Source organism: Micromonospora inositola, assembly GCF_900090285.1.
GTDB lineage: Bacteria > Actinomycetota > Actinomycetes > Mycobacteriales > Micromonosporaceae > Micromonospora > Micromonospora inositola.
On record NZ_LT607754.1, the window covers coordinates 3,698,214 to 3,723,223 of the forward strand.

Sequence of the window (25,010 nt, forward strand, 5' to 3'; positions counted from 1 at the left end):
GGACATCCCGACCTTGCACGGCGGTTCGGGCAGCACAGCAGAGGGGAGTGGCAGCGGTGACGCTGACCATTGGAGTCGACGTCGGTGGCACGAAGGTGGCCGGCGGTGTCGTTGACGACACCGGCAAGGTTCTCGTGCAGGCCCGACGGGACACCCCCGCCGACGACGTGGCCAAGACCCGGGACGTCATCATCGAGCTGGTCACCGAGCTGGCCACCGGCCACACCGTCGAGGGGGTCGGCATCGGCGCGGCCGGCTGGATCGACGCCAGCCGCTCCACCGTCCTCTTCGCCCCCAACCTGGCCTGGCGGGACGAGCCGCTGCGCGAGTACGTCAGCACCGCCACCGGCCTGCCGGTGATCGTGGAGAACGACGCCAACGTGGCCGCCTGGGCGGAGTTCCGCTACGGCGCCGCCCGGGACGCCGAGGACTCGATGGTCATGTTCACCATCGGCACCGGGGTGGGCGGCGGCATCGTGCTCGGCGGCGAGCTGGTCCGTGGCGCGCACGGCATTGCGGCCGAGCTGGGGCACATGCTCACCGTGCCGGACGGTCACCAGTGTGGCTGCGGCCGGCTGGGCTGCATCGAGCAGTACGCCAGCGGCAGCGCCCTGGTCCGCTTCGCCCGCGCCGCCGCCCGCCAGGAACCGCACCGGGCCACCGCGCTCCTGGAGCTGGCCGGCGGTGAGGCCGAGGCGATCACCGGGCCGATGGTGACCGCGGCCGCCAAGGGCGGCGACCCGGTCTCCGCCGAGGCGTTCGCCCAGGTCGGGCGCTGGCTCGGCACGAGCCTCGCGGACATGGCGCAGATCCTCGACCCGCAGCTGCTCGTCGTCGGCGGTGGCGTCATCGACGCCGGCGACCTGCTGATGGGCCCGACCCGCCGGTCGTACACCGACGCCCTCGCCCAGCGCAGCCGGCTCCCGGTGGCCGAGATCCGCCCGGCCGAGCTCGGCAACACCGCCGGCGTCATCGGCGCTGCCGATCTCGCCCGCCGGCGCTGAGGTGCCGGGCCAGGGCGTGCCGCTGCGGGTGGTGTCGTACAACATCCACAGCCAGCGCGACGACGCGGCCGCGCTGGCCGTGGTGGTGCGGGCGGCCGCGCCGGACGTGGTGATCGTGCAGGAGGCGCCGCGGCGGTTCCGGTGGCGGCAGAAGTCGGCCACGCTGGCCGAGTCGTTCGGGCTGGTGGTCGCCGCCGGCGGCCTGCCGTCGCTGGGCAACCTGCTGCTGACCAGCCTCCGGGTCCGGGTGCGCGGCACCCGCTGCCAGCGCTACCCGCTGACCCCGGGCCGGCACCTGCGCGGCGCCGCGTACGCCGAATGCCAGGTCGGCGCGGCGCGGTTCCTGCTGGCCGGCTCGCACCTGTCCACCGACCCGGCGGAGCGGCCGGCCCAGGCGGCGGCGTTCAAGCGGGAGCTGGCCGCCGCCACGCTGCCGGTGATCGCCGGCGCCGACCTCAACGAGGGGCCGGACGGGCCCGCCTGGCGGACCGTCGCGGCGGGACTGACCGACGCCGCGGTCGCCGCCGACCGGGCCGACCGGCACACCTACCCCTGTGTCGACCCGCGCCGCCGGATCGACGCCCTCTTCGTCGACCCGCGGGTCACCGTGGTCGACTACGACGTGGTGGACACGCCGCTGACCCGCCGGGCGAGCGACCACTTCCCGGTCCTGGTGGACCTGCTGCTGCCCGCCGGCTGAGTCGCCGGTCACCCGGCTGCTCGACGCCTGCCGTGCGGCCCCGCCGGCCGCGGCCGGCGGGGCCGGGCTGGACAACGGCGGGAGTTGTCGGCAGGATTTCGCAGCGACCCGGCACGCCGTGCCGTACATAAGGAGATTCCCCGGTGTCCTCCTCCACCGACCTCGGCCGCCCCGATCCTCCGGCGGCGACGTCCGCCCTCACCCGGGACGGCCGCCCGGTCTCGGACCGGGGTGACACGGTCTGCGTCATCGGGGCCGGGGCCAGTGGCCTCACCGCGGTGAAGAACCTCGCCGAGCACGGCTTCGGCGTGGACTGCTACGAGCGGGAGACCGGCGTCGGCGGGGCCTGGAACTGGCGGCACGACCGCAGCCCGGTCTACGCCAGCACCCACCTCATCTCGTCTCGGCCGTTCACCCAGTTCCCCGACTTCCCGATGCCGGACGACTGGCCGGACTACCCGCACCACAGCCAGCTGCTCTCCTATTTCGAGCGGTACGCCGACCACTTCGACCTGCGCCGGCACATCTGGTTCGGCACCGAGGTGGTCCGGGTGGAGCCGGTCGAGGGGGACCGCTGGGACGTCACCACCCGCAGCACCGGCGGGTACGGCCCGGAGCGCACCTCCCGGTACGCGGCGGTGGTCGTCGCAAACGGGCACAACTGGTCGCCCAAGCTGCCCCGCTACGAGGGGCTGGAGGGGTTCCGCGGCGAGGTGATGCACGCCTCGTCCTACAAGGACCCGGCGCAGCTGCGCGGCAAGCGGGTGCTGGTGGTCGGCGCCGGCAACACCGGCTGCGACATCGCGGTCGAGGCCGCCCAGCAGGCCTCCCGCTGCTGGCACTCCACCCGCCGCGGCTACTGGTACGCGCCGAAGTACGTCCTCGGCCGCCCCGCCGACCAGGTCAACGACACCCTGGTCGCGCTGCGGGTGCCGCTGCGGGTCCGCCAGTGGCTCTACCACTGGACGCTGCGGCTGACCGTCGGCGACCTCACCCGGTTCGGCCTGCCCGAGCCGGACCACCGGGTCTACGAGACCCACCCGATCGCCAACAGCCAGCTCGTCTACTACGTCGGGCACGGCGAGATCACCCCGGTGCCGGAGCTGGCCCGCTTCCACGACCGGTCGGTCGAGCTGACCGACGGCCGGGAGATCGATCCCGAACTGGTCATCTTCGCCACCGGCTACCTGCCGCGCTTCGAGTTCCTGGAGGCGAAGGTGCTGGGCGACGACGAGGGCGTCGGCCGGCCCCGACTCTGGCTGAACGAGTTCACCGCCGGGCATCCCACCCTGGCGGTGGTCGGCCTGGTGCAGCCGGACTCCGGCGTCTTCACCATCTCGCACTGGCAGAGCGTGCTCTTCGCCCGGCTGCTGCGGCTGCGGGCCACCCGGCCGGACCGGGCCGCGGCGTTCCACCGGAGGGTCGCCGCCGGCATCGGCGAGCGCTACTCCGGCGCGGTCAAGGACAGCACCCGGCACTGGTTCGAGGTGGGCCACGCCGACTACCTGCGCGCCGTCCAGCGCGCCCTGGACGAGCTGGAGGCCAAGTGAGCGCGGGCACCGAGGGAGACCGGCAGTGAGCGCCGATCGGGTGCGGATCATGCGGGCCCGGGAATGGGCCCGGCCGGAGCGCCCGGCCCGTCGCGAGGTGCTCAGCGCCGTGCCGGAGCTGGAGGAGGGACGGCCACCGCTGCTCTTCGTGCCCGGGTTCGGGCACGGGGCGTGGGCGTTCGCCGAGCACTGGCTGGAGCACGCCGCGTCCCGCGGTTTCCCGGCGTACGCGCTCAGCCTGCGCGGCCACGGCGGCAGCGAGCCGGCGCCGGCGGCGACGCTGCGGTCGTACACCCATGACGTGACCCAGGCGGCGGCGGCCCTGCCGCGGCGGGCGGTGCTGGTGGGGCACGGTGCGGGGGCCCGGGTGGTGGCGCACGCGCTGGCCCGTTACCCGGCCCGGGCCGCGGTGCTGGTGGCGCCGGTGCTCGGCGGCTGGGGGACGTTCGGCAACGCGCTGCGGCGCAATCCCGCTGGCACCCTGCCGGCGGTCTTCGGCGGCGGCCTCCGGCTGAGCCGCCGGCAGCTGTTCAGCCGCGAGTTGCCGGACGGCGAGGCCCGCCGCCACGTCGCCCGGCTGGGCCGGGCCGGTCGGCGCGCGCAGTGGCAGCTGCTGACCGGCCGGGAGCCCGAGCCGGCGGTGGGCCGCCCGCCGGTGCTGGTGCTGGGCAGTCCCGACGACCGGGTGGTGCCGGCCGCCGCGCTGAGCCGGGCCGCCCGCCGGTACGCCTCGGCCCCGCTGCTCTTTCCCGGCATGGGGCACGACCTGATGCTCGACGCCCGCTGGCGGGAGCCGATCGACGCGATCCTCGACTGGCTGGAGAAGGACCCCGCGCCGGCGGCCGGCTGAGCGTTCGGGTCTCAGTCGGTCCCGGCGAGCCGGGTGAGCAGGGAGCTGCTCTCGTTCAGGGCGCTCAGATAGGACCGCGCCCAGGCGTGGATGTCGTTGCGGTGCAGGTACTCCCGCATCGCGCGCATCCGGGCGGCCACGTCGGCCGGTGCCGCCCGCAGCGCGGCGAGCAGCTCCTGCTTGAGCCCCTCCAGGTCGTGCGGGTTCACCAGGAACGCCCGGGACAGCTCGGTGGCCGCCCCGGCGAACTCGCTGAGCAGCAGGGCGCCGGTGTCGTCCACCCGGGCGGCGACGTACTCCTTGGCGACCAGGTTCATCCCGTCCCGCAGCGGGGTCACCGCCATCACGTCGGCGACCCGGTACAGGGCGGCCAGTTCGGCCCGGTCGAAGGTCTGGGTGAGGTAGTGGATCGCCGGCTCACCGACCCGCCCGAACTCGCCGTTGATCCGCCCGACCTCGCGTTCCACCCGTTCCCGCAGGATCTGGTACTGGCCGACCCGCTCCCGGCTCGGCACCGCCACCTGGACCAGCACCGTGTCCCGGACCTTGACGTCGCCGCTGGCCAGCAGCTCGCTGTACGCCTTGAGCCGCTGCTCGATGCCCTTGGTGTAGTCCATCCGGTCGACGCTGAGGATGACGTGCTCGGGGTTGCCGAGGTCCTGGCGCAGCCGGCGCGCCCGGTCGGCGACGTCCGGCCGGGCGGCGAGCGCGGCCATCTCGGCCGTGTCGATGGAAACGGGGAAGGCGCCGATCCGCACGACCCGGCCGTCGACGCCGATCCGCCGGTCGGTCGCCGGCAGGTCGAGCACCTTCGTCGCCAGCTGGGCGAAGTTGTGCGCCGCCTGGGCCCGCTGGAAGCCGATCAGGTCGGCGCCGAGCATCCCGCGCAGCAGCTCGGCCCGGCGCGGGAGCTGCATGAACAGCTCCGGTGGCGGGAACGGCACGTGCAGGAAGAAACCGATCCGCAGGTCGGGGCGGAGCGCCCGGAGCAGGCCGGGGACCAGTTGCAGGTGGTAGTCCTGCACCCAGACCAGGGCGCCCGGCTCGGCCACCTCGGCGGCGGCGTCGGCGAACCGCTGGTTGACCCGCTGGTACGCCTCCCACCAGCGGCGGTGGTACTCGGGCTGCTCCACCGAGTCGTGGTAGAGCGGCCAGAGGGTCGCGTTGGCGAAGCCCTCGTAGTGGTCGCGGAGGTCATGGGCGGTCAGCGGCACGGTGTGCATGCGGACGCCGTCCACCACCGGCAGGTGTGGCGCCGGGCCGGTGCCGCCCGCCCAGCCGACCCAGGTGGCCGGGGTGTGTCGCAGCAGGGGGTGCAGTGCGCTCACCAGGCCGCCCGGGCTGCGGCGCCACTCGCAGGCGCCGTCCGGCGCCACACTGTCGTCGATGGGGAGGCGGTTGGCCACCACCACGAGGGGACTCGGTCGCATCTCGGGCATTCCGATCAGCAGAGGGGCCGACCGCCGCGAGCGGGGGAGGAACCGGGCAGTCAGGAGGGAAGCGACGTACAGCGGTATTCCTACTGACCGTAAGTTACACCACTGTTACGCCACCGGCCGGGCGCCGTCGCCGTCCCGGCATCCGGGCGACCGCCCGGGGCGGGGTCAGACGACCGCGCCGTCGTCCGGGTCGTGGTCGTCGGTGTCGTCGCCCGGACGCAGTCGCCAGACCAGGGTCACGAAGCCGGCCAGGATGCCGGTGAAGCCGAGCAGCGTCACCACCGAGGGGTCGCTGACCGGGAGCACCGTCGGGGAGAGGAAGAGCACGAACCCGACGACGATGGCCAGTACGCCGACCACCGCGTACTTCGAGAAGCGGGGCAGCGGGGGCGGCGGTGGCGGCGTGTAGTGCTCCTCGTCGGCGTCCCCCGGCAGGTCGGCGCCGAAGGTGTCCAGGCCGTCCAGGAGCGAAGGCTCGTCCTGCCGGCCGCGGCTGACCGAGATCCCGGAGATGTCGGCCGCGTACGGCAGGCGCCGGACGTCGGTGGCGGTCGGGCCGCCGGACTCCTCGGCCCCGGCGCGTGGGGCCGCCCCGCCGGCGGGCTCGGACGGGTCGACCGGGTCGTCCACGTCCTCGGCGGCGGGCCAGGGGTGGCTCCCGGGGGCCGGCGCGGTGTCGAAGGCGGCGACGATCCGGGCCCACTCGGCCTCGATGTCGGGCTCGTCCCGGGCCGGCTCGGGGGTGCCCTCGTCGGCGAGCTGGGTGAGGTAGTCCCGGGCGGTGGTCAGGTGGGAGCGGTCGACGTAGAGCCGGTCGACCGGCCGGGACGGCACGGTGGTGGTGCGGGTCACCGGGTTGAGGTCGGCGGAGGGCTGCAGGTACGCGGCGATGCCGCCGGCGGCGAGCACGTCGAGCAGATGCTCGCCGACGCGCGGATCCACATCGCCCGCGACGGCGTACTCGCTCGCGTCGAGCCCGTTGTCCCGCCGTCCCCGGCGGGGCCCACCCGCTGACACCGGACACCCTCCTCGTCGCACCTGACGGTGCTCCTCGCCGCGACGCGCCCTACGCCGTGCCCTGAATCGTGACACGTCAGGACCCGGTTCCGGGAGTGCGTTGTGGCGTGCCGCTCCCGGTTCGTAGGCTCATCCCCGACAGTCCCGCTCGCCGACGGCGTCCCGGGCGCGGTCCCGGGCGGGTGCCGGCGGCCCGGCCGGGCTCCCGGTGACGGGCGTCACCGCCCCCGCTGGAAGGACACCGGTGCTGTACTGGCTGATGAAGTACATCATCCTCGGCCCGCTGCTGAGGCTGATCTTCCGCCCGCAGGTGGAAGGGCTCGAGAACGTCCCGGAGACGGGCCCGGCCATCCTGGCCAGCAACCACCTCTCCTTCTCGGACTCGATCTTCACCCCGCTCATCGTCAAGCGAAAAGTAACATTCATCGCTAAAGCGGAATACTTCCTCGGTAAGGGCATCAAGGGCTGGCTGACCAAGATGTTCTTCGTCAGCGCGGGCACCATCCCGGTCGACCGCTCCGGCGGCCGCGCCGCCCGCGCCGCGTTGGACACCCAGCTCAAGGTGCTGCGGTCCGGCGGCATCGCCGGCATCTACCCCGAGGGCACCCGATCGCCCGACGGCCGCCTCTACCGGGGCAAGACCGGGGTGGCCCGGCTGGCGTTGGAGAGCGGCGCCCCGGTGATCCCGATGGCGATGCTCAACGCCGACGAGATCCAGCCCCCCGGCCAGCTGATTCCCAACGTCAAGCGGGTGCGGATCCGCTTCGGCGCGCCGCTGGACTTCTCCCGGTACGCCGGGATGGCCGGCGACCGGTTCGTCGAGCGCGCGGTCACCGACGAGATCATGTACGAGCTGATGGAGCTCTCCGGCCGCGAGTACGTGGACATGTACGCGCAGAAGGCGAAGAGCCAGCCGGCCGTGCCGAGCGAACCCGTCCCCGTCTGAGCGGGCCTCAGCAGGCCACCGCGGGCCCGGTGTCGGCGACCGGATGCCGGGCCAGGGCGAGCAGGCCGGGCGCATCGTTGCGCAGGGCGAAGGTCCGCACCTCGGCCAGCGGCGTCCCGGCCGCCGCCGGATCACCGGCCCGGTCCAGCTCCGCGGCGGCCAGGGCGAGCGCCAGCATCCGGTCGGTGACGTCCGGGATCCGCGCGTAGATCTCCGCGCCGGCCAGGTGCAGCTCACCGGCGCGCCGGTGAGCACCGTCGGCCGCCGCGACGGCCCCGGTGACCGTCCGCAGCGCCGCCTCCGACCACGGCGTGCGGTGTCCCAGCCGGTCCAGCATCGCGCGTACCCGCACCGCCGCGTCCCGGCCGGCCAGGGTCGCCGCGTACGCCGCCGCGGCGATCCACTCGCCGCTGGCCAGCGCCGGCACCGCCGACCAGGAGTCGGCCAGCTCGTCGAGCAGCGCCGCCGCCTCGTCGGCCCGCCCCTGCAGGGCCCGGCAGAGCGCCGCCATGCCGAGCATCGTCCAGTGCGGCCGATGGAAGCCGCTGCGGCGGGCGGTGTCCAGCGCGGCGGCCACGTCGTCCCGGTGCCGTGCCGCCGCCGCGTCGGCGCCCGCCGCCGCTTCCCGCTGCCGGGGCGCCGGCGGGACCGGCTGGCCGCGCAGCACCAGCAGGCAGGAGCGCAGGCCGCGGACCTGCATGTCCCAACCGCCGGTCGGGGTGTCCACGAACGCGTCCGCCGCGGCGAGCAGGCGGGCGAAGTCTCCGTCGAAGTACGCCCGCATCGCCTCGCCGGAATAGCTGGTGGTCAGCGTCTGCCCGCTGGCCGTACGCGCCGGCGCGGCCGACAGCAGGGCGTCCGAGCGCAGCCAGTCGCCCTCCTCGCGGACCGCGTACGCGAGGTTCTGCATCGCCCGGGGCAGCGCCAGCAGTTGCTGGGCCCGGCTGAACTCCACGATCGCGTGCAGCTCGTCCAGGCCGACCCGGTCGCCGGCCTGGTACCGGGCGGTGGCCGCGGTGATCCGGGCGTTGGTGCGGGTCTCCGCCAGCCCCAGCCGCTCGCCGATCTCGGCCGCCGTCTCGGCCGCCGCGACCGCCGCGTCCCGCTCGTAGTTGAGCATGTGCAGCCGGCCCAGTTCGGCGTGCGCGTCCGCCTTCTGGGCGCTGTCCGGCAGCGGCTCGAACAGCGCCACCGCACGGTCCAGACAGGCCACCGCCGCACCACGGTCGGCGCGCAGCCAGGCCGCCTGGCCGAGCAGCGTCCACGCCCGGGCGGCGCAGGCGTCGTCGCCGTGGGCGAGCAGCCGTTCGGCGAGCGTGTGCAGCTGCTCCGGCCCGCCCCCGGACAGGAAGGCGTTGCCGTCCCGGTAGAACGAGATCTCGGTGCTCAGCAGCTCCAGCTGGAGCCGGCCGACCGGGTCGCCGTCGTCGGCCAGGCCGAGCGCGCGGCCCGCGTGGCCGGCGGCCGCGTCCAGGCCGTGCAGCGCGTACGCCCGGCGGGCCGCCCGGTGCAGTGCCGCGCGGGCCGGGCCGGCGTACCGGTGGGTGTCCATGCCCAGCGACCGGGCGATCTCGTGCGCCGCCCACCGGTGGTGCGCGAGAACCTCCGCCAGGTCGGTGTCCCGGCTCTGCGACAGCGCGTCCAGCCAGTCCGCGGTCCGCTCGTGCCGGGCCACCCGTTCGGTGCGCGGCAGCCGCTGGTAGCAGACGTCGCGGACCAGCACGTGCCGGAACCGGAACTCCGGCTGCCCGGCCATCGTGGACGCCGCCTGCTCGTGCACGAAGTCGCGCTGCTCCAGCCGGCGCAGCGCCCGTTCCACCGACTCCACCGCCAGGCCCAGGGCGGCGGCCACCGCGCCCGGCCAGAACTGGACCCCCACCACCGAGGCGGCCAGCAGCACCGCACGGTCCTTGGCGTCGAGTAGGTCCACCCGGTTGGCGATGACCGCGTGCACGCTCTCCGGCATCGGCAGGTCGAGGTGCTTCTCCAGCGACCAGCCGCGCCCGGACTGGCGCAGCGCGCCCTGCTCGATCAGCATCCGGACGTACTCGTGGGCGTAGAGCGGGTTGCCGCCGGCCACCTCGATCAGCGGGCTGAGCATGTCGGCGGAGAAGGCCGCCTGGCCGAACATGTGCGCGTAGAGCGAGGCGATGCCGGTGTCCCGCAGCGGCGGCAGGGTGATGGTGACCGAGCCGGTGATCGTCCCCGCCCAGCTCGGGTCCCGGTCGACCAGCTCCGGCCGGGCCGTGCAGAGCAGCAGCAGCGGCACGTCCCGGGCGGCCGCGCCGAGCAGCTCGACGAAGCGCAGCATCGCGTCGTCGGCCCAGTGCAGGTCCTCGAAGACCAGCACGGTGGGGCGGCGCGCGGCCACCGCCAGCAGGAACCGCCGCCACGCCGACTCGGCCTCCTCCGCCGGCAGCGCGGTGCCGGTCAGTCCGACCAGCGGGCGCAGGGCGTCGACGATCCGGTCCCGCTCCCCGGGGCCGACCAGCTCGGTCACCGCCGACGCCAGCCGCTGCGCCGCGGTCGGCGCCGGGTCGGTGTCCAGGATGCCCGCCTCGGTCTTCACCACGTCGGCCAGCGCCGCGAAGGTGACGTTCTCGCCGAACGGCGGGCACCGCCCGGTACGCCAGGTCAGCGGCTCGTCGACCAGCCGCCCGGCGTGCCGGTACAGCTCGCGGACCAGCCGGCTCTTGCCGATGCCGGCCCGCCCGAAGACGGTCACCACCTGCGGCGTCCGGTCCCGCAGAGACCGGTGCAGGGCGTTGACCAGTAGCCCCAGCTCGTGCTCGCGGTCGATCAGCGGGGTGGTGTCCGGCTCCCGGTCGGTCGGCTGCCGGCGGACCGGGGACAGCGCCAGCCAGACCTCGGTCGGCGAGGAGCGCCCGCGCAGGGTGACTGGCGGCTGCTCGGAGTAGCGGATGGCGTCCTTGGTCAGCGCGTGGGTGGTGCCGCAGACCAGCACCCCGCCGGGCGGCGCCACCGACTGCATCCGGGACGCGGTGGTGACCACGTCACCGGCCACGATGGCCTGCCCGCCGTCCCGGGCGGCGGCCACGTCGACCAGCGCCTCGCCGGTCGCCACGCCCACCCGGAACCGCAGCTTGTCGGCGCCGGTCGGGGCGAACCGGGTCAGCACCCGCTGCAGCTCCAACCCGGCCCGTACGCAGCGCAACGCGTCGGTCTCGGTGGCCACCGGGGCGCCGAAGAGCGCCATCACCGCGTCGCCGATGTACTTCTCGACCACGCCGCCGTACTGGCCGACCACCCGCTTCGCGGCGGAGAAGAAGCCGGTCTGCATGCCGCGGACCTGCTCCGGGTCGGCCCGCTCGACGTACGGCGTGAAGTCGATCAGGTCGACGAAGAGCACGCTGACCCGGCGGCGGTCCTCCTGCGGCGCCGCGGCGGGGCGCTGCGCCCCGCTCCGGGCCGCCCCGCACGAGGTGCAGAACGCCACGTCGGCGGCGAGCGGGCGCAGGCAGTGCGGGCAGACGGCGCCCAGCTCCGCGCCGCAGCCACCGCAGAAGCGGTCGCCGTCGGCGGCGGTACGTCCACAACGGTCACACTGCGCGGAGATGACACCCTCCACTGGCGGATCTGCCGGCCGCCCCGCGGCCGGGCGCCGCGCCCCCGCGGCGTCCACCGTGAGTATCGCCGTTGGCGACGGTGTCAGGTACCGGGCTGTTGGCTTGCGGACAGTTCTCCGGACGGCGTCAAGAGCTACATTCAGGCGGCCGAATGCGGACTGCGATCAAGGGGGATACGCCATGGTGTACGTGAAGCTGGAGAGCGACTGGACCGACGCCGACGGGATCAACCACTCGGCGGGCGAGTCGGTCGACGTGGACGCCGCCATGCTCGCCGCGCTGCAGGCCGACGGGATCGTCAGCGAGGGGTCCAGCGGCAAGGACACCACCGACTGGGCCGGCCCGGGCAGCACCACGGCCTGGGCGGGGCCGGGCAGCGCCGGCGTCTGAGGCCACCGCCGACGAGGGGCCGGGGTGGCGACGCCCTCCCGGCCCCTCGCGTACGTCCCGACGCCGTCGCCGCCCGCGCGGCGGCTCAGCGATCGTTCATGCCGGCCCGGCGGCGCAGCGCGGCCACATCGGTCACCACGATCCGGCGTCCCTCGGTACGCAGCCAGCCGCGGCTGGCGAACGAGCCGATCGCCTGGTTGACGCTCTGCCGGGACCCGCCGGCCATCTCGGCGAGCTGGCTCTGGTTGAGCTCGATCGTGATCATCGGGGCCTGGCTCTCGCCGGCCAGCCGGACCAGCGTCTTGGCCACCCGGCCGGGCAGGTCGAGGAAGACGTGGTCGGCGTTCTGCTCGGTGAGCCGGCGGATCAGCCCGCCGAGCGAGCGCATCACCGCGTCGAGGATCCGCGGGTTGGAGTGCACCAGCTCCATGAAGGCCGGGCGGGACAGCGCGAGCGCGGCGCAGTCCTCGATGGCCTCGGCGGAGAGGGACCGGGTGGAGGCGTCCAGCAGGGAGACCTCGCCCAGCACGTCCGGTGGACGGATCACCGACAGCATGGCCCGCTCACCGGTCGGCGCGGTGCGGAAGACGGCCACCGCCCCCCGGCGCAGCACGATCAGCGACTCGCCGGGATCGTTCTCCACGAACAGCAGCTGGCCCTTGCGGTAGGTGCGCGGCACCGCCGCGGCGATGACCCGCTGCCGGACCTCCGGCTCCAGCCCGGCGAACATCGCCACGCCAGTGAGCGCGTCACCCGGCTCCGGCAGGCGAACCTCCACGGCCCAACCCCTCCCCGGTCAAGGAACACAACTCGCAGCCGGGTGAACCTGACAGCCCCCGGTACGAGGTTCTGAACCGGTTCGGCGTCCGGTAGCGGTACACATCAGATCATGACGGGCCGGTCGCTTGCTGTACACCCCTGGAAACACTTCCGTGACCCTGCCGAGCTGCGGCGCGGGGGCGCCGGCCAGCTCGTCCGGTGCCCCCGCCGGCCGGCGTCCGGCGGCCGTGGGCGAGGATGGCGGGGATGGTCTACCGCTACTTCTACGACTGCGAGTTCATCGAGGACGGCCGGATCGTCGACCTCGTGTCGATCGGCGTCGTCGACGAGTACGGCCGCGAGTTCTACGCGGTCTCCACCGAGTTCGACGACTCCCGGGCGATCCCCTGGGTGCGCCGCAACGTCCTCGACAAGCTCCCCTCGCCGGCCGACCGGGCCTGGCGCTCACGGGAGCGCATCCGCGACGAGCTGTACGACTTCCTGATGGAGCCGATCCGGGACCGGCCGGGCGAGCAGCTCGAGCTGTGGGCCTGGTACGCCGCGTACGACCACCTGGTGCTGGCCCAGCTCTGGGGCGCGATGCCGGCGCTGCCCCGGGAGATCCCCCGGTTCACCAAGGAGCTGCGCCAGCTCTGGGACGACCGGGGCCGCCCGAAGCTGCCGGACGCCGAGGCGGACCGGCACGACGCCCTGGTCGACGCCCGGCACAACCTGGCCCGGTGGCGGGCGATGAGCCGCCGGTAATCTGTCCGGAGGTCGAGTCCCGCAGGTTTGACCGATTCTGTCCCGGGCACGGTTCGACATCGAGCCGATGCGAGGGAGTGTCGCCATGAGCAAGGAGCCGACCACCGCCGAGGAGTCCCGGGGGCGGGTCACCGAGCTGATCAGGGACGCCCGGATCTGCCTGCTGACCACGACCGCCGTGGACGGCCGGCTGGTCAGCCGGCCGATGGGCCTGCAGGCCGCGGAGTTCGACGGCGATCTGTGGTTCTTCGCCTACGCCAGCTCTGCAAAGGTCCGCCAGATCCGGGTGAACCCACAGGTCAACGTCGGTTTCTCCGACCAGCGCCAGCACGCCTGGGTCTCCGTCGCGGGCACCGCGCAGGAGGGCTGGGACCGGGCCCGCGCCGAGGAGTTGTGGAACCCGCTGCTCAAGACCTGGTTCCCGGACGGGCTGGACACCCCGGGCATCACGCTGATCAAGGTGCACGCCAGCTCGGCCGAGTACTGGGACTCGCCCGGCAGCACCGTGGTGAACCTGCTCGGCTTCGCCAAGGCAACGGTGACCGGGCAGCCGCCGGAGGCGGGGCAGAACCACGCGGTCAGCTACTGACGGGTAGCCGGCCGAGCGGGCGGGGCCGGCCGGGGCGCGGTGTCGGCGTACCCCCACGGCGACTACAGTTCGCACTGACGGCCCGCCCCGGGCCGGCAACGGCGCCGATGGTCTGATCTGACGCATATCCTGGGGCTTATCCGGGCTTCACCTGATGCTCCAGGAGGATGAGCAGATCATGCGTATCGGCGTGCTCACCGGCGGCGGCGACTGCCCAGGTCTCAACGCGGTCATTCGGGCGGTGGTCCGCAAGGGCGTCGCCACCTACGGTCACGAGTTCGTGGGCTTTCAGGACGGCTGGAAGGGCCCGCTGGAGGGACTGTCCAGGCCACTCGGCATCGCGGAGGTCCGCGGCATCCTGCCGCGCGGCGGCACCATCCTCGGCTCGTCCCGCACCAACCCGTTCAAGATCGAGAACGGGGTGGAACGGATCAGGGAGAACCTGGCCGCGCAGGGCGTGGACGCGCTGATCGCGATCGGCGGCGAGGACACCCTCGGCGTGGCCACCAAGCTGCACGAGCTGGGCGTCAACGTCGTCGGCGTGCCGAAGACCATCGACAACGACCTCGGCGCCACCGACTACACGTTCGGCTTCGACACGGCGGTCAACATCGCCATGGAGGCGATCGACCGGCTGCACACCACGGCGGAGAGTCACCACCGCACCCTGGTCGTCGAGGTGATGGGCCGGCACGCCGGCTGGATCGCCCTGCACGCCGGCCTTGCCGGCGGCGCCAACGTGATCCTGCTGCCGGAGCGGCAGTTCGACGTCGAGCAGGTCGCCGGCTACGTCGAGAAGCGCTTCCAGCACCAGTACGCCCCGATCGTCGTGGTCGCCGAGGGCGCCCAGCCGCTGGACGGCCAGATGGTGCTGCACAACCAGGAGCTGGACTCGTTCGGCCACGTCCGCCTCGGCGGCATCGGCCAGTGGCTCGCCGAGCAGCTGGAGGCGAAGACCGGCAAGGAGGCCCGCACGGTCGTCCTCGGCCACATCCAGCGCGGTGGCACCCCGACCGCGTTCGACCGGGTGCTCGCCACCCGGCTCGGACTCCAGGCCATCGACGCGGTGCACGAGGGCGACTGGGGCAAGATGGTGGCGATGCAGAGCACGGACATCGTCCGGGTCCCCCTCGCGGAGGCCACCCGTGAGCTGAAGACCGTGCCGCTGGAGCGGTACGCCGAGGCCGAGGTCTTCTTCGGCAGCTGATCGACGGCAGGCGGCGCGGCGGTCCCGCGGGGGACCGCCGCGCCGCGGCTCCGAGGCGAGAGGGGTACGGCGGAATGGCACCCGGGGTGCACACGGTCGCGGTGATCGGCGCGGGCAAGATCGGTGAGCTGATGCTCTCCGGCCTGCTCCGCTCGGGCTGGCCGGTGGAGCGACTGCTCGCCACCGCCCGGCGGCCCAGTCGCGCCGAGGAGCTGACCGCCCGGTACGGTGTCCGGGTGGTGGACAACCTGGCCGCGGTGGACGAGGCGGCGGTGCTGGCCATCTCGGTCAAGCCGCAGGACGCCGCGGCGCTGCTCGACGAGATCGGCCCCAAGGTCCCGGCCGACAAGCTGGTGATCTCGCTCTGCGCCGGCCTGCCCACCACTTTCTTCAGCCGCCGGCTGCCCGAGGGCACCCCGGTGGTCCGGGTGATGACCAACACCCCGGCCCTGGTCGATCAGGCGATGAGCGCCATCTCGGCCGGCGCCCACGCCACCGGTGCGCACCTGGCGCTCGCCGAGGAGATGTTCTCCCCGCTCGGCGCGACCCTGCGGGTCCCCGAGTCCCAGCAGGACGCGGTGACCGCCCTCTCCGGCTCCGGCCCGGCCTACTTCTACCTGCTGGTCGAGGCCATGATCGACGCCGGCATCCTGCTCGGCCTGCCCCGGCAGGTGGCGCACGAGCTGATCGTGCAGACCGCGATCGGCTCGGCGGTGATGCTGCGCGACTCCGGCGAGCACCCGGTCAAGCTCCGCGAGGCGGTCACCTCACCGGCCGGCACCACCATCTCGGCGATCCGCGAGCTGGAGAACCACGGCGTCCGCGCGGCCATGCTCGCCGCGCTGGAAGCCGCCCGCGACCGGGCCCGCGAACTGGCCGCCCAGGCGGACTGAGTCGCCCCGCCCCGCCTGGCCGGCCCCCGCACTGCCCGCCCGGTCCGTCCCGTCCCGGCCTGCCCCGCCGTGCCGCATACTGGCGGCGTGTTCACTCTCGCCCAGACGCGTCATCTGGTGGCCACCCTGCGGCCCCGCGTCGAGGAGCTGATCCGGCTCCGGGCCGACCTGGCCGAGCTGCGGGTCGACCTGGCCGACCACGGGGCCAGCGTGCTCGGCGGGCTGGCCGAGGTCAAGGCCCTCGAAGCCCGGCTGCACGCCATCGTGGACGAGTTCCACACCCACGAGATCCAGGTCAAGGGGATCGCGCCGGTGCTGCTGGACTTCCCCGGCGAGCGGGACGGCCGTCAGGTGCTCTGGTGCTGGTTGGAGGGCGACTCCGACGTGCGCTGGTACCACCGGGTGGAGTGCGGCTTCGCCGGCCGCCGCCCGGTCTGACCGGCCGCCGCCCAGCCTGAGTCGGGACCGGTCCGAAGCGACGTCCGCCGAGGGTGGGCAGGCGGGATGGACCGGCGTCAGCCGAGGGTGGTGAGACGGGACAGGGCGACGTTGCCGCCGCTCAGGACCAGAACGGTCCGGTCGCCGGGGGCCACCTCGACCAGGCCCGCCCGCAGCGCCGCCAGGGTCACCGCGGCGGCCGGCTCGACCAGCAGCTTCGTCGCGTCCACCAGGTCCGACCAGGCGGGGAGGATCGACTCCTCCGGCACCTCCACCACGTCGTCGACCAGCGCCCGGACGTGGGCCAGCGTGTGCCGTCCGGCGAACGGGGCGGCCAGGCCGTCGGCGACCGAGGCCGGTCGTACCGGCGGGGTGGGCGTGCCGGTGCGCAGGGCGTACGACATGGCGTTCGCGCCGTCCGGCTCCACCCCGACGATCCGGGTGGCGGGGAAGGCCTCCTTCACCGCCGCCGCGATACCGCTGATCAGGCCCCCGCCGCCGACCGGCACCAGCACCACGGCCGGGACCGGACCGTCGGCCAGCAACTCCCGGCCGATGGTGGCCTGGCCGGCGATCACGTCGGGGTCGTCGAAGGGTGGCAGCAGGTGGTAGCCGCGGTCGGCCGCGAGGCCCCGCGCGGTGTCCAGCAGGTCGTGGGTGAGGACCACCTCGGCGCCGAGCCGGCGGACCGTGTCGACCTTGGTGGGCACCGCGCCCGGCGGCATGCAGACCACGGTGGGCAGTGCGAAGGCTCGGCCGACGAAGGCCACCGCGATCGCGTGGTTGCCGGCGGAGAAGGCCACCAGCCCGGCCGGCATGCCCTCGCGTTCGGCGCGGGCGAGCAGCGCGTTCATCGCGCCCCGGGCCTTGAAGCTGCCGGTGTGCTGGAGGTTCTCCGCCTTCACCGAGATCCGGAGGCCCAGCTCCGCGCTGAGCGGGGGAGCCGCCAGCAGCGGGGTTCGGACCACCCGCCCGTCGAGGCGCTTCTCGGCCGCCGTGATCTCGTCGCCCGTCACCAGCCGCATGCGCATGAGCCTAGTGCGCCCGGACGCGGCGGCGTCCGGAGCACCGGGTCAGCCGGCCGCGGAGCTGGGCGGCAGGTCGGCCGGGGACACACCGGACTTCTGTCCAGCCCGACGGTGGACCGTGGCGAGGACGGCCCAGCGCTCCTCGGTACCGTGCCGCCATGATCGATGCACGCCGCGCGACCGTCGACGACGCCGCCGAGCTGGTCCGACTGCGCGGGCTGATGCTCGCGTCGATGGCGGGGACGGAACCGCCGCCGGGCCCGTGGCAGGACGCCGCGCGGGAGACCCTGCGGGAACGCCTGTGCGATCCCGACGAGCCGATGGCCGCGTTCGTGGTCGACGCGCCGGAGGCGCCGGGAACGCTGGCTGCCTGCGCCGTCGGCACGATCGAGCGGCGGCTCGGTGGTCCGGCCAATCCGAGCGGGCGGGTCGGCTACGTCTTCAACGTCTGCACCGACCCGCGCCACCGCCGACGCGGCTACTCCCGGGCCTGCATGACGGCGTTGCTGGACTGGTATCGCCGACGCGAGGTGCGCACGGTCGACCTGCGCACCTCCGAGCCGGGGCAGCCCCTCTACCGTTCGCTCGGCTTCCACCTCACCCGGGACCCGGCGATGCGGCTGGCGCTCCCGGCCGATCCGCTGGACTGACCGCCGGGTGCGGTGACTGTCCGGCGGGCCGGGGAGCGGACCGCTCCCCGGCCCAGCTGGTCAGCTGTCGGCGTAGCGGCGGGCGGCGGCGAGGGCGGCGCGCAGCCGTTCCGCGTCGACCGGGGCCGGTCGCTCCCAGTCGTTGGCCGGATCGGCCGAGTAGAGCGCGGCGTAGGCGGTGGTGTCGCGCTGGAAGCGCCACCCCTCGGCGAGCGCACCGACGTCCACCGCGTCGTACCCGAGTGAGTCGAGGAACGCGGTGACCGTGGCCTTGGCGGCCGCGTCGTCGCCCGCGACGGGCAGGGCGGTCCGGTCGGCCGCGCCGGCCGGCCGGGCCAGGGCGAGCAGGTGCCGGAAGTAGATGTTGTTGAAGCCCTTGACCACCCGCGACTCCGGCAGGTGCCGCTGCAGCAGCTCGCTGGTGGTGGTCGATTCGTCGTCCAGCTCCGGGAACCGCCCGTCCCGCTCCGGGTAGTAGTTGTTCGTGTCGATGACGATCTTGCCGGCGAGCGGCTCGACGGGCACCTCGCGGTAGGCCCGCAGCGGGATGGTGACCACCACCAGGTCGCCGGCCGCCGCCGCCTCGGCGGGGGTGGCCGCGCGGGCCTGGGGGCCCAGCTCGTCCACCAGCTCCTTGAGGGTCTCGGGTCCGCGAGAGTTGCTGAGCACCACGTCGTGACCGGCGGCGACCGCCAGTCGGGCCACGGTGCCGCCGATGTTGCCGCTGCCGATCAGTCCCACAGTTGTCATGTCCGTTGCCAACCCGGCGCCCGGCGGCGGCATTCCCGACCATCGCGGTTGGTTATCCGGCGGAGCCCCACCGGGGCCGCATTGGCGAAATCCTTCACGCCACAGCATACGACTGACGATGGTTTGTATCTATAAGTTTCTATGGGCATCTCTTGCGAATCGACGATCTTCCGCCGGGTGTCGATCTATTGATATCTATCTCGCACCACCACTTCCCACCCCCAGGAGTGCGACGTGCGGAGAACCCGTCTCGTAACCCTCGCCCTCAGCCTGGCGACGTCCCTCGGCGCCACGCTCGCCCTGGCCGTCCCGGCCCAGGCCGCCCCCACCGACCGGTACATCGCCCTCGGCGACTCGTACGCCTCCGGCGTGGGCGCCGGCAGCTACACCACCGAGAGTGGCTCCTGCCAGCGCAGTACCAACGCCTATCCCGCCCTCTACAACACCAACATCCACCCGGCCTCGTACCGCTCGGTGGCCTGCTCGGGCGCGCGCACCACGGACGTGGTCAACAGTCAGCTCGCCGCCCTCGGCTCGACGACCACGCTGGTCAGCGTCACGGTCGGCGGCAACGACGTCGGCTTCGCCAACATCATGACCACCTGCGTGCTCTACGGCACCACCGAGTGCGTGGCCGCCGTCCAGGCAGCCGAGGACAAGGCGCGCGCCGAGCTGTCCGGGCTGCTCGCCACCGTCTACAACGGAATCAAGAGCCGCGCCCCCGCAGCCCGGGTCGTGGTCGTCGGGTACCCGGTGTTCTACCAGCTGAACACGGTCTGTGTGGGGCTGAGCGACACCTCCCGGGCGAAGATCAACGAGGGTATCAACCTGGTCGACGACATCACCCGAAGCGCCGCCCTCGCCGCCGGCTTCACCTTCGCCGACGTCCGGCCGATCTTCGTCGGCCACCAGCTCTGCAGCTACGGCGAGAAGTGGCTGCACGCGTTGAACTACACCAACATCGGCATCTCGTACCACCCGACGACCGCCGGGCAGGCCGGCGGCTACTACCCGGTCTTCCGCGGCGCGGCCGGCTGACCGAGCTCCGTCCGGGACGGACCGGTCCCGTCCCGGACGCGAGCCCGGTTGTCGGACCCCGCGGTTACCTTCGGTCCTCCACACGAGAGTGAAAGCGGAGGATCGATGGGCACCTGGGCGGCGGGACCGTTCGACAACGACACGGCGGCGGACTGGTGCGGCGAACTGGACGACGCCGCGCCGGAGCGGCGCCCGGCGCTGGTGGAACAGGCCCTGCGGGCCGTCCTCGACGAGCCCGGCTACCTGGACTCCGACCTCGCCGTCGAGGCGGTGGCCGCGGCCGCCGTCATCGCCGCCCACCTGCCGGGCGCCGCGGCCGTCGACTCGCCGTACGCGCCGGACTTCCTCACCGGGGGCGGGCGGGCGGACCTGCCGGAACGGTTCCGGCCGGTGGCCGTCCAGGCGCTCGACCGGGTGGTGGCCGACGAGTCGGAGCTGGCCGACCTCTGGGCCGAGGCGGGCGAGCCGAACGAGTTCCTCGCCGAGCTCGCCACCCTCCGGGCCGCCCTGGCGGCCTGAGCGCCTGGTCCGGGTCGAACCCGGCGCCCGCCGCTTTCACCCTCACGGCCGGCGCCGCGGCTGGCCTGACCCGACCTGACCGACGAGTCCGGGGCGCGGCGTCGCCCCGGACTCGTTCCCGTTCCGCTCATCCGACCCGGCCGGTGGCCCCCGCCGTGGTCGCCGACGTCAGGCCGGGAGGACCTTCTCGACGGTGGCGCGCAGTTCGGGGGCGTCGGGGGTCACCGTCGGGGCGAACCGGGCCGCCACCGTGCCGTCCGGGGCGACCAGGAACTTCTCGAAGTTCCACCGCACGTCGCCGGTGTGGCCCTCGGCGTCCGGGGTGGACACCAGCTCGGCGTAGAGCGGGTGCCGGTCCGGGCCGTTGACGTCGACCTTCTCCGTGAGCGGGAACGTCACGCCGTAGTTGACCTGGCAGAACTCGTCGATCTCGGCGGCCGTGCCGGACTCCTGGCCGCCGAACTGGTTGCACGGCACCCCGAGCACCGTCAGCCCCCGGTCGGCGTACTCGTCGGCGAGGGCCTGCAGGCCGGCGTACTGGGGGGTCAGCCCGCACCGGGAGGCCACGTTGACCACCAGCAGGGCGCGGCCCCGGTACCGCGCGAGGTCGGCGGGGCCGCCGGTGAGGGCGTCGATCTGGACGTCGAAAACGGTCATGCCGCCGAGGCTACGCGCTCCCCGGACCGGCGCGGCGAGGGCCGTAGAAATCGATGTATGCACATCTTGACGAAGTGATGACGGCGTGAGTAGCGTCTCAGCATTCAATCTGGAAAGTTTCCTAACTGTTTGGGGAGACGCCACATGAAGAGATCGCTCCGCCGGGCCCTCTGGGCCGGTGCCGTGGTCGCGCTCGCGGTCGCGACGGTGCCGATGGCCACCGCCTCCGCCGCCGCCAGCGTGACCGCCACGTTCGCCAAGGTGCAGGACTGGGGGACCGGTCACGAGACGAAGGTGACCGTCACCAACGGCACCAGCGCCAGCGTCGACACCTGGCGCATCGAGTTCGACCTGCCCTCGGGCACCACGATCAGCACCTTCTGGGACGCCGACGTCACCAGCAGCGGCAACCACTACGTCGCGGTCAAGAAGAGCTGGGCCGGCCCGCTCGCCCCGGGGGCCAGCTTCAGCTGGGGCTACAACGGCACCGGCCCGTACGCCGGGCCGCTGAACTGCACCGTCAACGGCGCGTCCTGCGCCGGCGGCGGCACGCCGCCCACCACCGCGCCACCCACCACCACCCCGCCGACCACCACGCCCCCCACCACCACGCCTCCGACCACGACGCCACCGACCACCACGCCACCGACCACGACCCCGCCCAGCGGGGACAAGAAGGTGGTCGGCTACTTCGCCGAGTGGGGCGTCTACGCCCGGAACTACCACGTCAAGAACATCCACACCAGTGGGTCCGCCGCCAAGCTCACCCACATCCTGTACGCCTTCGGCAACACCACCGGCGGCCGGTGCAGCATCGGGGACAGCTACGCCGACTACGACAAGGCGTACACCGCGGCGGACAGTGTGGACGGCGTCGCCGACACCTGGGACCAGCCGCTGCGCGGCAGCTTCAACCAGCTCCGGAAGCTGAAGAAGATGTACCCGCACCTGAAGGTGATCTGGTCCTTCGGCGGCTGGACCTGGTCGGCCGGCTTCACCCAGGCCGCGCAGAACCCGGCCGCGTTCGCCGACTCCTGCTACGCCCTGGTCAAGGACCCGCGCTGGGCGGACGTCTTCGACGGCATCGACATCGACTGGGAGTACCCCAACGCCTGCGGCCTCCAGTGCGACAGCAGCGGCCCGAACGCCTTCAAGAACGTCATCGGCGCGCTGCGGGCCAAGTTCGGCTCGTCGGCGCTGGTCACCGCGGCGATCACCGCCGACGGCAGCACCGGTGGCAAGATCGACGCCACCGACTACGCCGGCGCCGCACCGAACCTGAACTGGCTCATGCCGATGACGTACGACTACTTCGGCGCCTTCAACGCGCAAGGTCCCACCGCCCCGCACTCCCCGCTCTACTCGTACGCCGGGATCCCGCAGCAGGGCTTCTGGGCGGACGCCGCGATCCAGAAACTCAAGAGCAAGGGCGTACCCGCGAACAAGCTGCTGCTCGGCATCGGCTTCTACGGCCGCGGCTGGACCGGGGTCACTCAGACCGCCCCGGGCGGCAGCGCCACCGGCCCCGCCCCGGGCACCTACGAACAGGGCATCGAGGACTACAAGGTGCTGAAGAACAGCTGCCCGGCCACCGGCACCGTCGCCGGCACCGCCTACGCCAAGTGCGGCAGCAACTGGTGGAGCTACGACACCCCGTCCACCGTCGGCGGCAAGATGACGTACGCGAAGAACCAGGGCCTCGGTGGCGCCTTCTTCTGGGAGCTCTCCGGTGACACCGGCAACGGCGAGCTGATCGGCGCCATCAAGGGCGGTCTCGGCTGAGCCGAGCGCCGACGCATCACCCACACGGCGGGGAGGGACCAGCACCGGTCCCTCCCCGCCGGGGCGCTGCACACCAGTGGCCGTCGGGGATGAGCTGCCGGTGCCGCCCGGCCGCGTTGGCGATGTTCACCTCGTTCCAGTCGTAGAGCGCCTGGGTGCCACCGGCCGCCACCGCCGCCCGGCAGGCGTCGGAGTCCGGCGACTCCGGGCCCTCCAGGAAGCAGGCGTACGTCCGGCTGACCCGTGACTGCGTGCTGCCGTGCGCGCCGGCCTGGCTGACCAGCGCCAGCGAGGCCAGGATAGGGATGCCGCCAAGTGCGGCGACGCTGATTCCGTAAGGAAAGTTAACTAAAAGTCTTGAGCGGAGCGGGCATGACATGCAAGTGAGCCGATGTGACACACTCGCCGCTCGGCATGTCCCGATGTCCGCGCCGATGGAAGGGGACCGATGGGCCTGACGCACCTGAGGGTGGCGAGCGTCGTCGCCCTGCTCGCGCTCCTGCCGCTCAGCCTGGCCGGCTGCGGCTTCGGCGGGGACGACGAGGCCCGGGCCCCGGCGACCGGGGCGCAGCGCGCGCCGGCCGAGGAGGCCGCCGCCAAGTCCCGGGAACGGGTGCAGGCGTACCTCGACGCGATGGCGGCCAAGGACACCGACGCCGGCCGCAGCCAGCTCTGCGCCCCCATGCAGAAGCCCTTCGACGCCGCGGCCACCGGCCCGAACGGCGACTTCGCCGACCACTTCACCGTCCCGCAGGCCACCATCACCGACGTCCGGTCCAGCCCGCACGGGCAGGAGGTCAGCACTGCGGTCACCGTCACCGTCGGCAGCCGCAAGGCCACCCGGCCGCTGCTGTTCACCGTCACCCGTGGCGGCGCCGACTGGTGTATCTCCGCCGAGGTCCCGGGCGGCAACACCCCAGAGCCGGCCATCACTCCCTGACCGGTCACCGGCGTTGACCTGCCGGTGTCGGTCATCTCTCAACTGCCGGAACCGTCCCCCTCGGCGGCGAGCCGCCCCGACGGTCGCCGTACGCTTTCTGTCATGCGCCATGAGTGGCATCAGCTGAGTCACCCCGCGGTGGGCAGCCCGGGCCTGCAGACCAGTCGTCCGACCGTCGACTCCGCCGAGGACGCGGCCCTCGGGCTGGACCGCTGGCGGGAGCTTCCCCGGACGCAGACCCCGCCCTGGCCGGACCAGGCCAAGGTCGCCGAGGTCGGCAAGGTGCTCGACACCGTGCCGTCGGTCGTCGCGCCCTACGAGGTCGACCAGCTCCGGCAGCGGCTCGCGCTGGTCTGCGAGGGCAAGGCGTTCCTGCTCCAGGGCGGCGACTGCGCCGAGACCTTCGCCGACAACACCGAGAGCCACCTGCTGGCCAACGCCCGCACGCTGCTCCAGATGGCGATCGTGCTGACGTACGGCGCGTCGCTGCCGGTGGTCAAGGTGGCCCGGGTCGCCGGCCAGTACACCAAGCCCCGCTCGCTGCCGACCGACGCCCGCGGCCTGCCGGCCTACCGCGGCGACATGATCAACTCGCTGGAGGCCACGCCGGAGGCGCGGGTCGCCGACCCGCAGCGGATGATCCGGGCGTACGCGAACTCGGCGGCGGCGATGAACATGCTGCGGGCGTACCTGGCCGGCGGGCTGGCCGACCTGCACGCCGTGCACGACTGGAACAAGGGCTTCGTCAAGAACTCCCCGGCCGGCGAGCGCTACGAGGCGATCGCCCGGGAGATCGACCGGGCGCTGGCCTTCATCCGGGCCTGCGGGATGACCGACGACGAGGCGCTGCGCACGGTCACCCTCTACTGCTCGCACGAGGCCCTCGCCCTGGAGTACGACCGGGCGCTCACCCGGGTCTCCGGGGAGCGGGCGTACGGCCTGTCCGGGCACTTCCTCTGGATCGGCGAGCGGACCCGGCAGCTCGACGGGGCGCACATCGACTTCATCTCCCGGATCGCCAACCCGATCGGGGTCAAGCTCGGCCCGACCACCACCCCGGACGAGGCGATCGAGCTCTGCGAGAAGCTCAACCCGGACAACATCCCCGGCCGGCTGACCCTGATCAGCCGGATGGGCAACCACCGGGTCCGGGACGCCCTGCCGCCGATCGTCGCCAAGGTCACCGCGGCCGGCGCCAAGGTGGTCTGGCAGTGCGACCCGATGCACGGCAACACCCACGAGTCCTCGAACGGCTACAAGACCCGGCACTTCGACCGGATCGTCGACGAGGTGCTCGGCTACTTCGAGGTGCACCGCGGCCTGGAGACCCACCCGGGCGGCCTGCACGTCGAGCTGACCGGCGAGGACGTCACCGAGTGCCTCGGCGGCGCCCAGGGCATCGAGGACCTCGACCTGCCCGACCGGTACGAAACCGCCTGCGACCCGCGACTGAACACCCAGCAGTCGCTGGAGCTGGCCTTCCTGGTGGCGGAGATGCTGCGTGGCTGACAA

At 73.3% G+C, this 25,010-nt stretch carries 25 protein-coding genes; 17 read left to right on the plus strand and 8 right to left on the minus strand.

What is annotated here, in order from left to right:
* The first annotated feature begins 56 nt into the window (after nt 1–56).
* The 4 genes from GA0070613_RS17745 to GA0070613_RS17760 all read left to right on the plus strand — a co-directional run bounded on the left by GA0070613_RS17745 (nt 57) and on the right by GA0070613_RS17760 (nt 4,104).
* Nucleotides 57–1,004, plus strand: a complete 948-nt coding sequence (locus GA0070613_RS17745; protein ID WP_089013321.1) for an ROK family glucokinase — start codon at nt 57–59, stop codon at nt 1,002–1,004.
* Nucleotide 1,005: 1 nt separating this feature from the next.
* Complete coding sequence (locus GA0070613_RS17750) at nt 1,006–1,704, plus strand: endonuclease/exonuclease/phosphatase family protein (RefSeq protein ID WP_089013322.1); 699 nt, start codon at nt 1,006–1,008, stop codon at nt 1,702–1,704.
* A gap of 143 nt (nt 1,705–1,847) precedes the next feature.
* A complete protein-coding gene (locus GA0070613_RS17755) occupies nt 1,848–3,254 on the plus strand; it encodes a flavin-containing monooxygenase (RefSeq protein WP_089013323.1) in 1,407 nt (468 codons plus the stop codon).
* Between the two features lie 49 nt (nt 3,255–3,303).
* On the plus strand, nt 3,304–4,104 hold the full coding sequence (locus GA0070613_RS17760) for an alpha/beta hydrolase (RefSeq protein WP_089016022.1): 801 nt from the start codon (nt 3,304–3,306) through the stop codon (nt 4,102–4,104).
* A gap of 11 nt (nt 4,105–4,115) precedes the next feature.
* Here the strand turns inward: GA0070613_RS17760 and GA0070613_RS17765 are convergent, their stop codons facing one another.
* Together GA0070613_RS17765 and GA0070613_RS17770 are read right to left on the minus strand one after the other, a co-directional pair.
* Entirely contained in the window at nt 4,116–5,534 is a 1,419-nt protein-coding gene (locus GA0070613_RS17765; RefSeq protein ID WP_089016023.1) for an alpha,alpha-trehalose-phosphate synthase (UDP-forming), read from the minus strand.
* 174 nt (nt 5,535–5,708) lie between these two features.
* Nucleotides 5,709–6,560, minus strand: a complete 852-nt coding sequence (locus GA0070613_RS17770; RefSeq protein WP_089013324.1) for a hypothetical protein — start codon at nt 6,558–6,560, stop codon at nt 5,709–5,711.
* A 244-nt stretch (nt 6,561–6,804) separates the two neighbouring features.
* On the opposite strand from GA0070613_RS17770, the gene GA0070613_RS17775 reads away from it, so the two are divergent.
* Nucleotides 6,805–7,506, plus strand: coding sequence for a lysophospholipid acyltransferase family protein (locus tag GA0070613_RS17775; protein ID WP_089013325.1), 702 nt, complete (start codon nt 6,805–6,807; stop codon nt 7,504–7,506).
* A gap of 7 nt (nt 7,507–7,513) precedes the next feature.
* Here GA0070613_RS17775 and GA0070613_RS33980 read toward each other — a convergent pair whose 3' ends face one another.
* Entirely contained in the window at nt 7,514–11,095 is a 3,582-nt protein-coding gene (locus GA0070613_RS33980) for an ATP-binding protein (protein ID WP_089013326.1), read from the minus strand.
* A gap of 178 nt (nt 11,096–11,273) precedes the next feature.
* Here GA0070613_RS33980 and GA0070613_RS17785 point away from each other — a divergent pair, with 178 nt between their 5' ends.
* The gene (locus GA0070613_RS17785; RefSeq protein ID WP_089013327.1) at nt 11,274–11,483 is read left to right on the plus strand and encodes a hypothetical protein; all 210 of its coding nucleotides are present in this window, start codon (nt 11,274–11,276) and stop codon (nt 11,481–11,483) included.
* Between the two features lie 85 nt (nt 11,484–11,568).
* Here the strand turns inward: GA0070613_RS17785 and GA0070613_RS17790 are convergent, their stop codons facing one another.
* Nucleotides 11,569–12,261 carry a Crp/Fnr family transcriptional regulator gene (locus tag GA0070613_RS17790; protein WP_089013328.1) on the minus strand — a complete coding sequence of 231 codons (693 nt, stop codon included), beginning with the start codon at nt 12,259–12,261 and terminating at the stop codon, nt 11,569–11,571.
* A gap of 248 nt (nt 12,262–12,509) precedes the next feature.
* On the opposite strand from GA0070613_RS17790, the gene GA0070613_RS17795 reads away from it, so the two are divergent.
* The 5 genes from GA0070613_RS17795 to GA0070613_RS17815 all read left to right on the plus strand — a co-directional run bounded on the left by GA0070613_RS17795 (nt 12,510) and on the right by GA0070613_RS17815 (nt 16,134).
* The gene (locus tag GA0070613_RS17795) at nt 12,510–13,007 is read left to right on the plus strand and encodes a polyadenylate-specific 3'-exoribonuclease AS (protein ID WP_089013329.1); all 498 of its coding nucleotides are present in this window, start codon (nt 12,510–12,512) and stop codon (nt 13,005–13,007) included.
* An 85-nt stretch (nt 13,008–13,092) separates the two neighbouring features.
* Nucleotides 13,093–13,596 carry a pyridoxamine 5'-phosphate oxidase family protein gene (locus tag GA0070613_RS17800; RefSeq protein ID WP_089013330.1) on the plus strand — a complete coding sequence of 168 codons (504 nt, stop codon included), beginning with the start codon at nt 13,093–13,095 and terminating at the stop codon, nt 13,594–13,596.
* A gap of 178 nt (nt 13,597–13,774) precedes the next feature.
* Nucleotides 13,775–14,803, plus strand: a complete 1,029-nt coding sequence (locus GA0070613_RS17805) for a 6-phosphofructokinase (protein ID WP_089016024.1) — start codon at nt 13,775–13,777, stop codon at nt 14,801–14,803.
* A 74-nt stretch (nt 14,804–14,877) separates the two neighbouring features.
* Entirely contained in the window at nt 14,878–15,696 is an 819-nt protein-coding gene (gene proC / locus GA0070613_RS17810) for a pyrroline-5-carboxylate reductase (protein WP_089013331.1), read from the plus strand.
* Nucleotides 15,697–15,783: 87 nt separating this feature from the next.
* A complete protein-coding gene (locus tag GA0070613_RS17815) occupies nt 15,784–16,134 on the plus strand; it encodes a DUF2203 domain-containing protein (protein ID WP_089013332.1) in 351 nt (116 codons plus the stop codon).
* Between the two features lie 77 nt (nt 16,135–16,211).
* On the opposite strand, the gene GA0070613_RS17820 is transcribed toward GA0070613_RS17815, so the two are convergent.
* Nucleotides 16,212–17,159, minus strand: coding sequence for a threonine ammonia-lyase (locus GA0070613_RS17820; RefSeq protein ID WP_157746379.1), 948 nt, complete (start codon nt 17,157–17,159; stop codon nt 16,212–16,214).
* 161 nt (nt 17,160–17,320) lie between these two features.
* On the opposite strand from GA0070613_RS17820, the gene GA0070613_RS17825 reads away from it, so the two are divergent.
* Entirely contained in the window at nt 17,321–17,812 is a 492-nt protein-coding gene (locus GA0070613_RS17825; protein ID WP_089013334.1) for a GNAT family N-acetyltransferase, read from the plus strand.
* A gap of 60 nt (nt 17,813–17,872) precedes the next feature.
* Here the strand turns inward: GA0070613_RS17825 and GA0070613_RS17830 are convergent, their stop codons facing one another.
* Nucleotides 17,873–18,562 carry an NADPH-dependent F420 reductase gene (locus GA0070613_RS17830; RefSeq protein WP_089013335.1) on the minus strand — a complete coding sequence of 230 codons (690 nt, stop codon included), beginning with the start codon at nt 18,560–18,562 and terminating at the stop codon, nt 17,873–17,875.
* 234 nt (nt 18,563–18,796) lie between these two features.
* On the opposite strand from GA0070613_RS17830, the gene GA0070613_RS17835 reads away from it, so the two are divergent.
* Together GA0070613_RS17835 and GA0070613_RS17840 are read left to right on the plus strand one after the other, a co-directional pair.
* Nucleotides 18,797–19,600, plus strand: a complete 804-nt coding sequence (locus tag GA0070613_RS17835; RefSeq protein WP_089013336.1) for an SGNH/GDSL hydrolase family protein — start codon at nt 18,797–18,799, stop codon at nt 19,598–19,600.
* Nucleotides 19,601–19,705: 105 nt separating this feature from the next.
* Nucleotides 19,706–20,119: a DUF4259 domain-containing protein gene (locus GA0070613_RS17840; RefSeq protein ID WP_089013337.1), complete on the plus strand. Its 414-nt coding sequence runs from the start codon at nt 19,706–19,708 to the stop codon at nt 20,117–20,119.
* A 168-nt stretch (nt 20,120–20,287) separates the two neighbouring features.
* Here GA0070613_RS17840 and GA0070613_RS17845 read toward each other — a convergent pair whose 3' ends face one another.
* Complete coding sequence (locus tag GA0070613_RS17845) at nt 20,288–20,776, minus strand: glutathione peroxidase (protein ID WP_089013338.1); 489 nt, start codon at nt 20,774–20,776, stop codon at nt 20,288–20,290.
* Between the two features lie 144 nt (nt 20,777–20,920).
* On the opposite strand from GA0070613_RS17845, the gene GA0070613_RS17850 reads away from it, so the two are divergent.
* A complete protein-coding gene (locus GA0070613_RS17850; RefSeq protein WP_089013339.1) occupies nt 20,921–22,558 on the plus strand; it encodes a glycosyl hydrolase family 18 protein in 1,638 nt (545 codons plus the stop codon).
* 16 nt (nt 22,559–22,574) lie between these two features.
* Here the strand turns inward: GA0070613_RS17850 and GA0070613_RS33985 are convergent, their stop codons facing one another.
* Nucleotides 22,575–22,937, minus strand: a complete 363-nt coding sequence (locus GA0070613_RS33985; RefSeq protein WP_269458998.1) for a lytic polysaccharide monooxygenase — start codon at nt 22,935–22,937, stop codon at nt 22,575–22,577.
* 69 nt (nt 22,938–23,006) lie between these two features.
* Between GA0070613_RS33985 and GA0070613_RS17860 the strand changes: the two genes are divergently transcribed.
* Both GA0070613_RS17860 and GA0070613_RS17865 read left to right on the plus strand, forming a co-directional pair.
* The gene (locus tag GA0070613_RS17860) at nt 23,007–23,498 is read left to right on the plus strand and encodes a hypothetical protein (RefSeq protein WP_089013340.1); all 492 of its coding nucleotides are present in this window, start codon (nt 23,007–23,009) and stop codon (nt 23,496–23,498) included.
* Between the two features lie 102 nt (nt 23,499–23,600).
* Nucleotides 23,601–25,007, plus strand: coding sequence for a class II 3-deoxy-7-phosphoheptulonate synthase (locus GA0070613_RS17865; RefSeq protein WP_089013341.1), 1,407 nt, complete (start codon nt 23,601–23,603; stop codon nt 25,005–25,007).
* Nucleotides 25,008–25,010 lie beyond the last annotated feature (3 nt).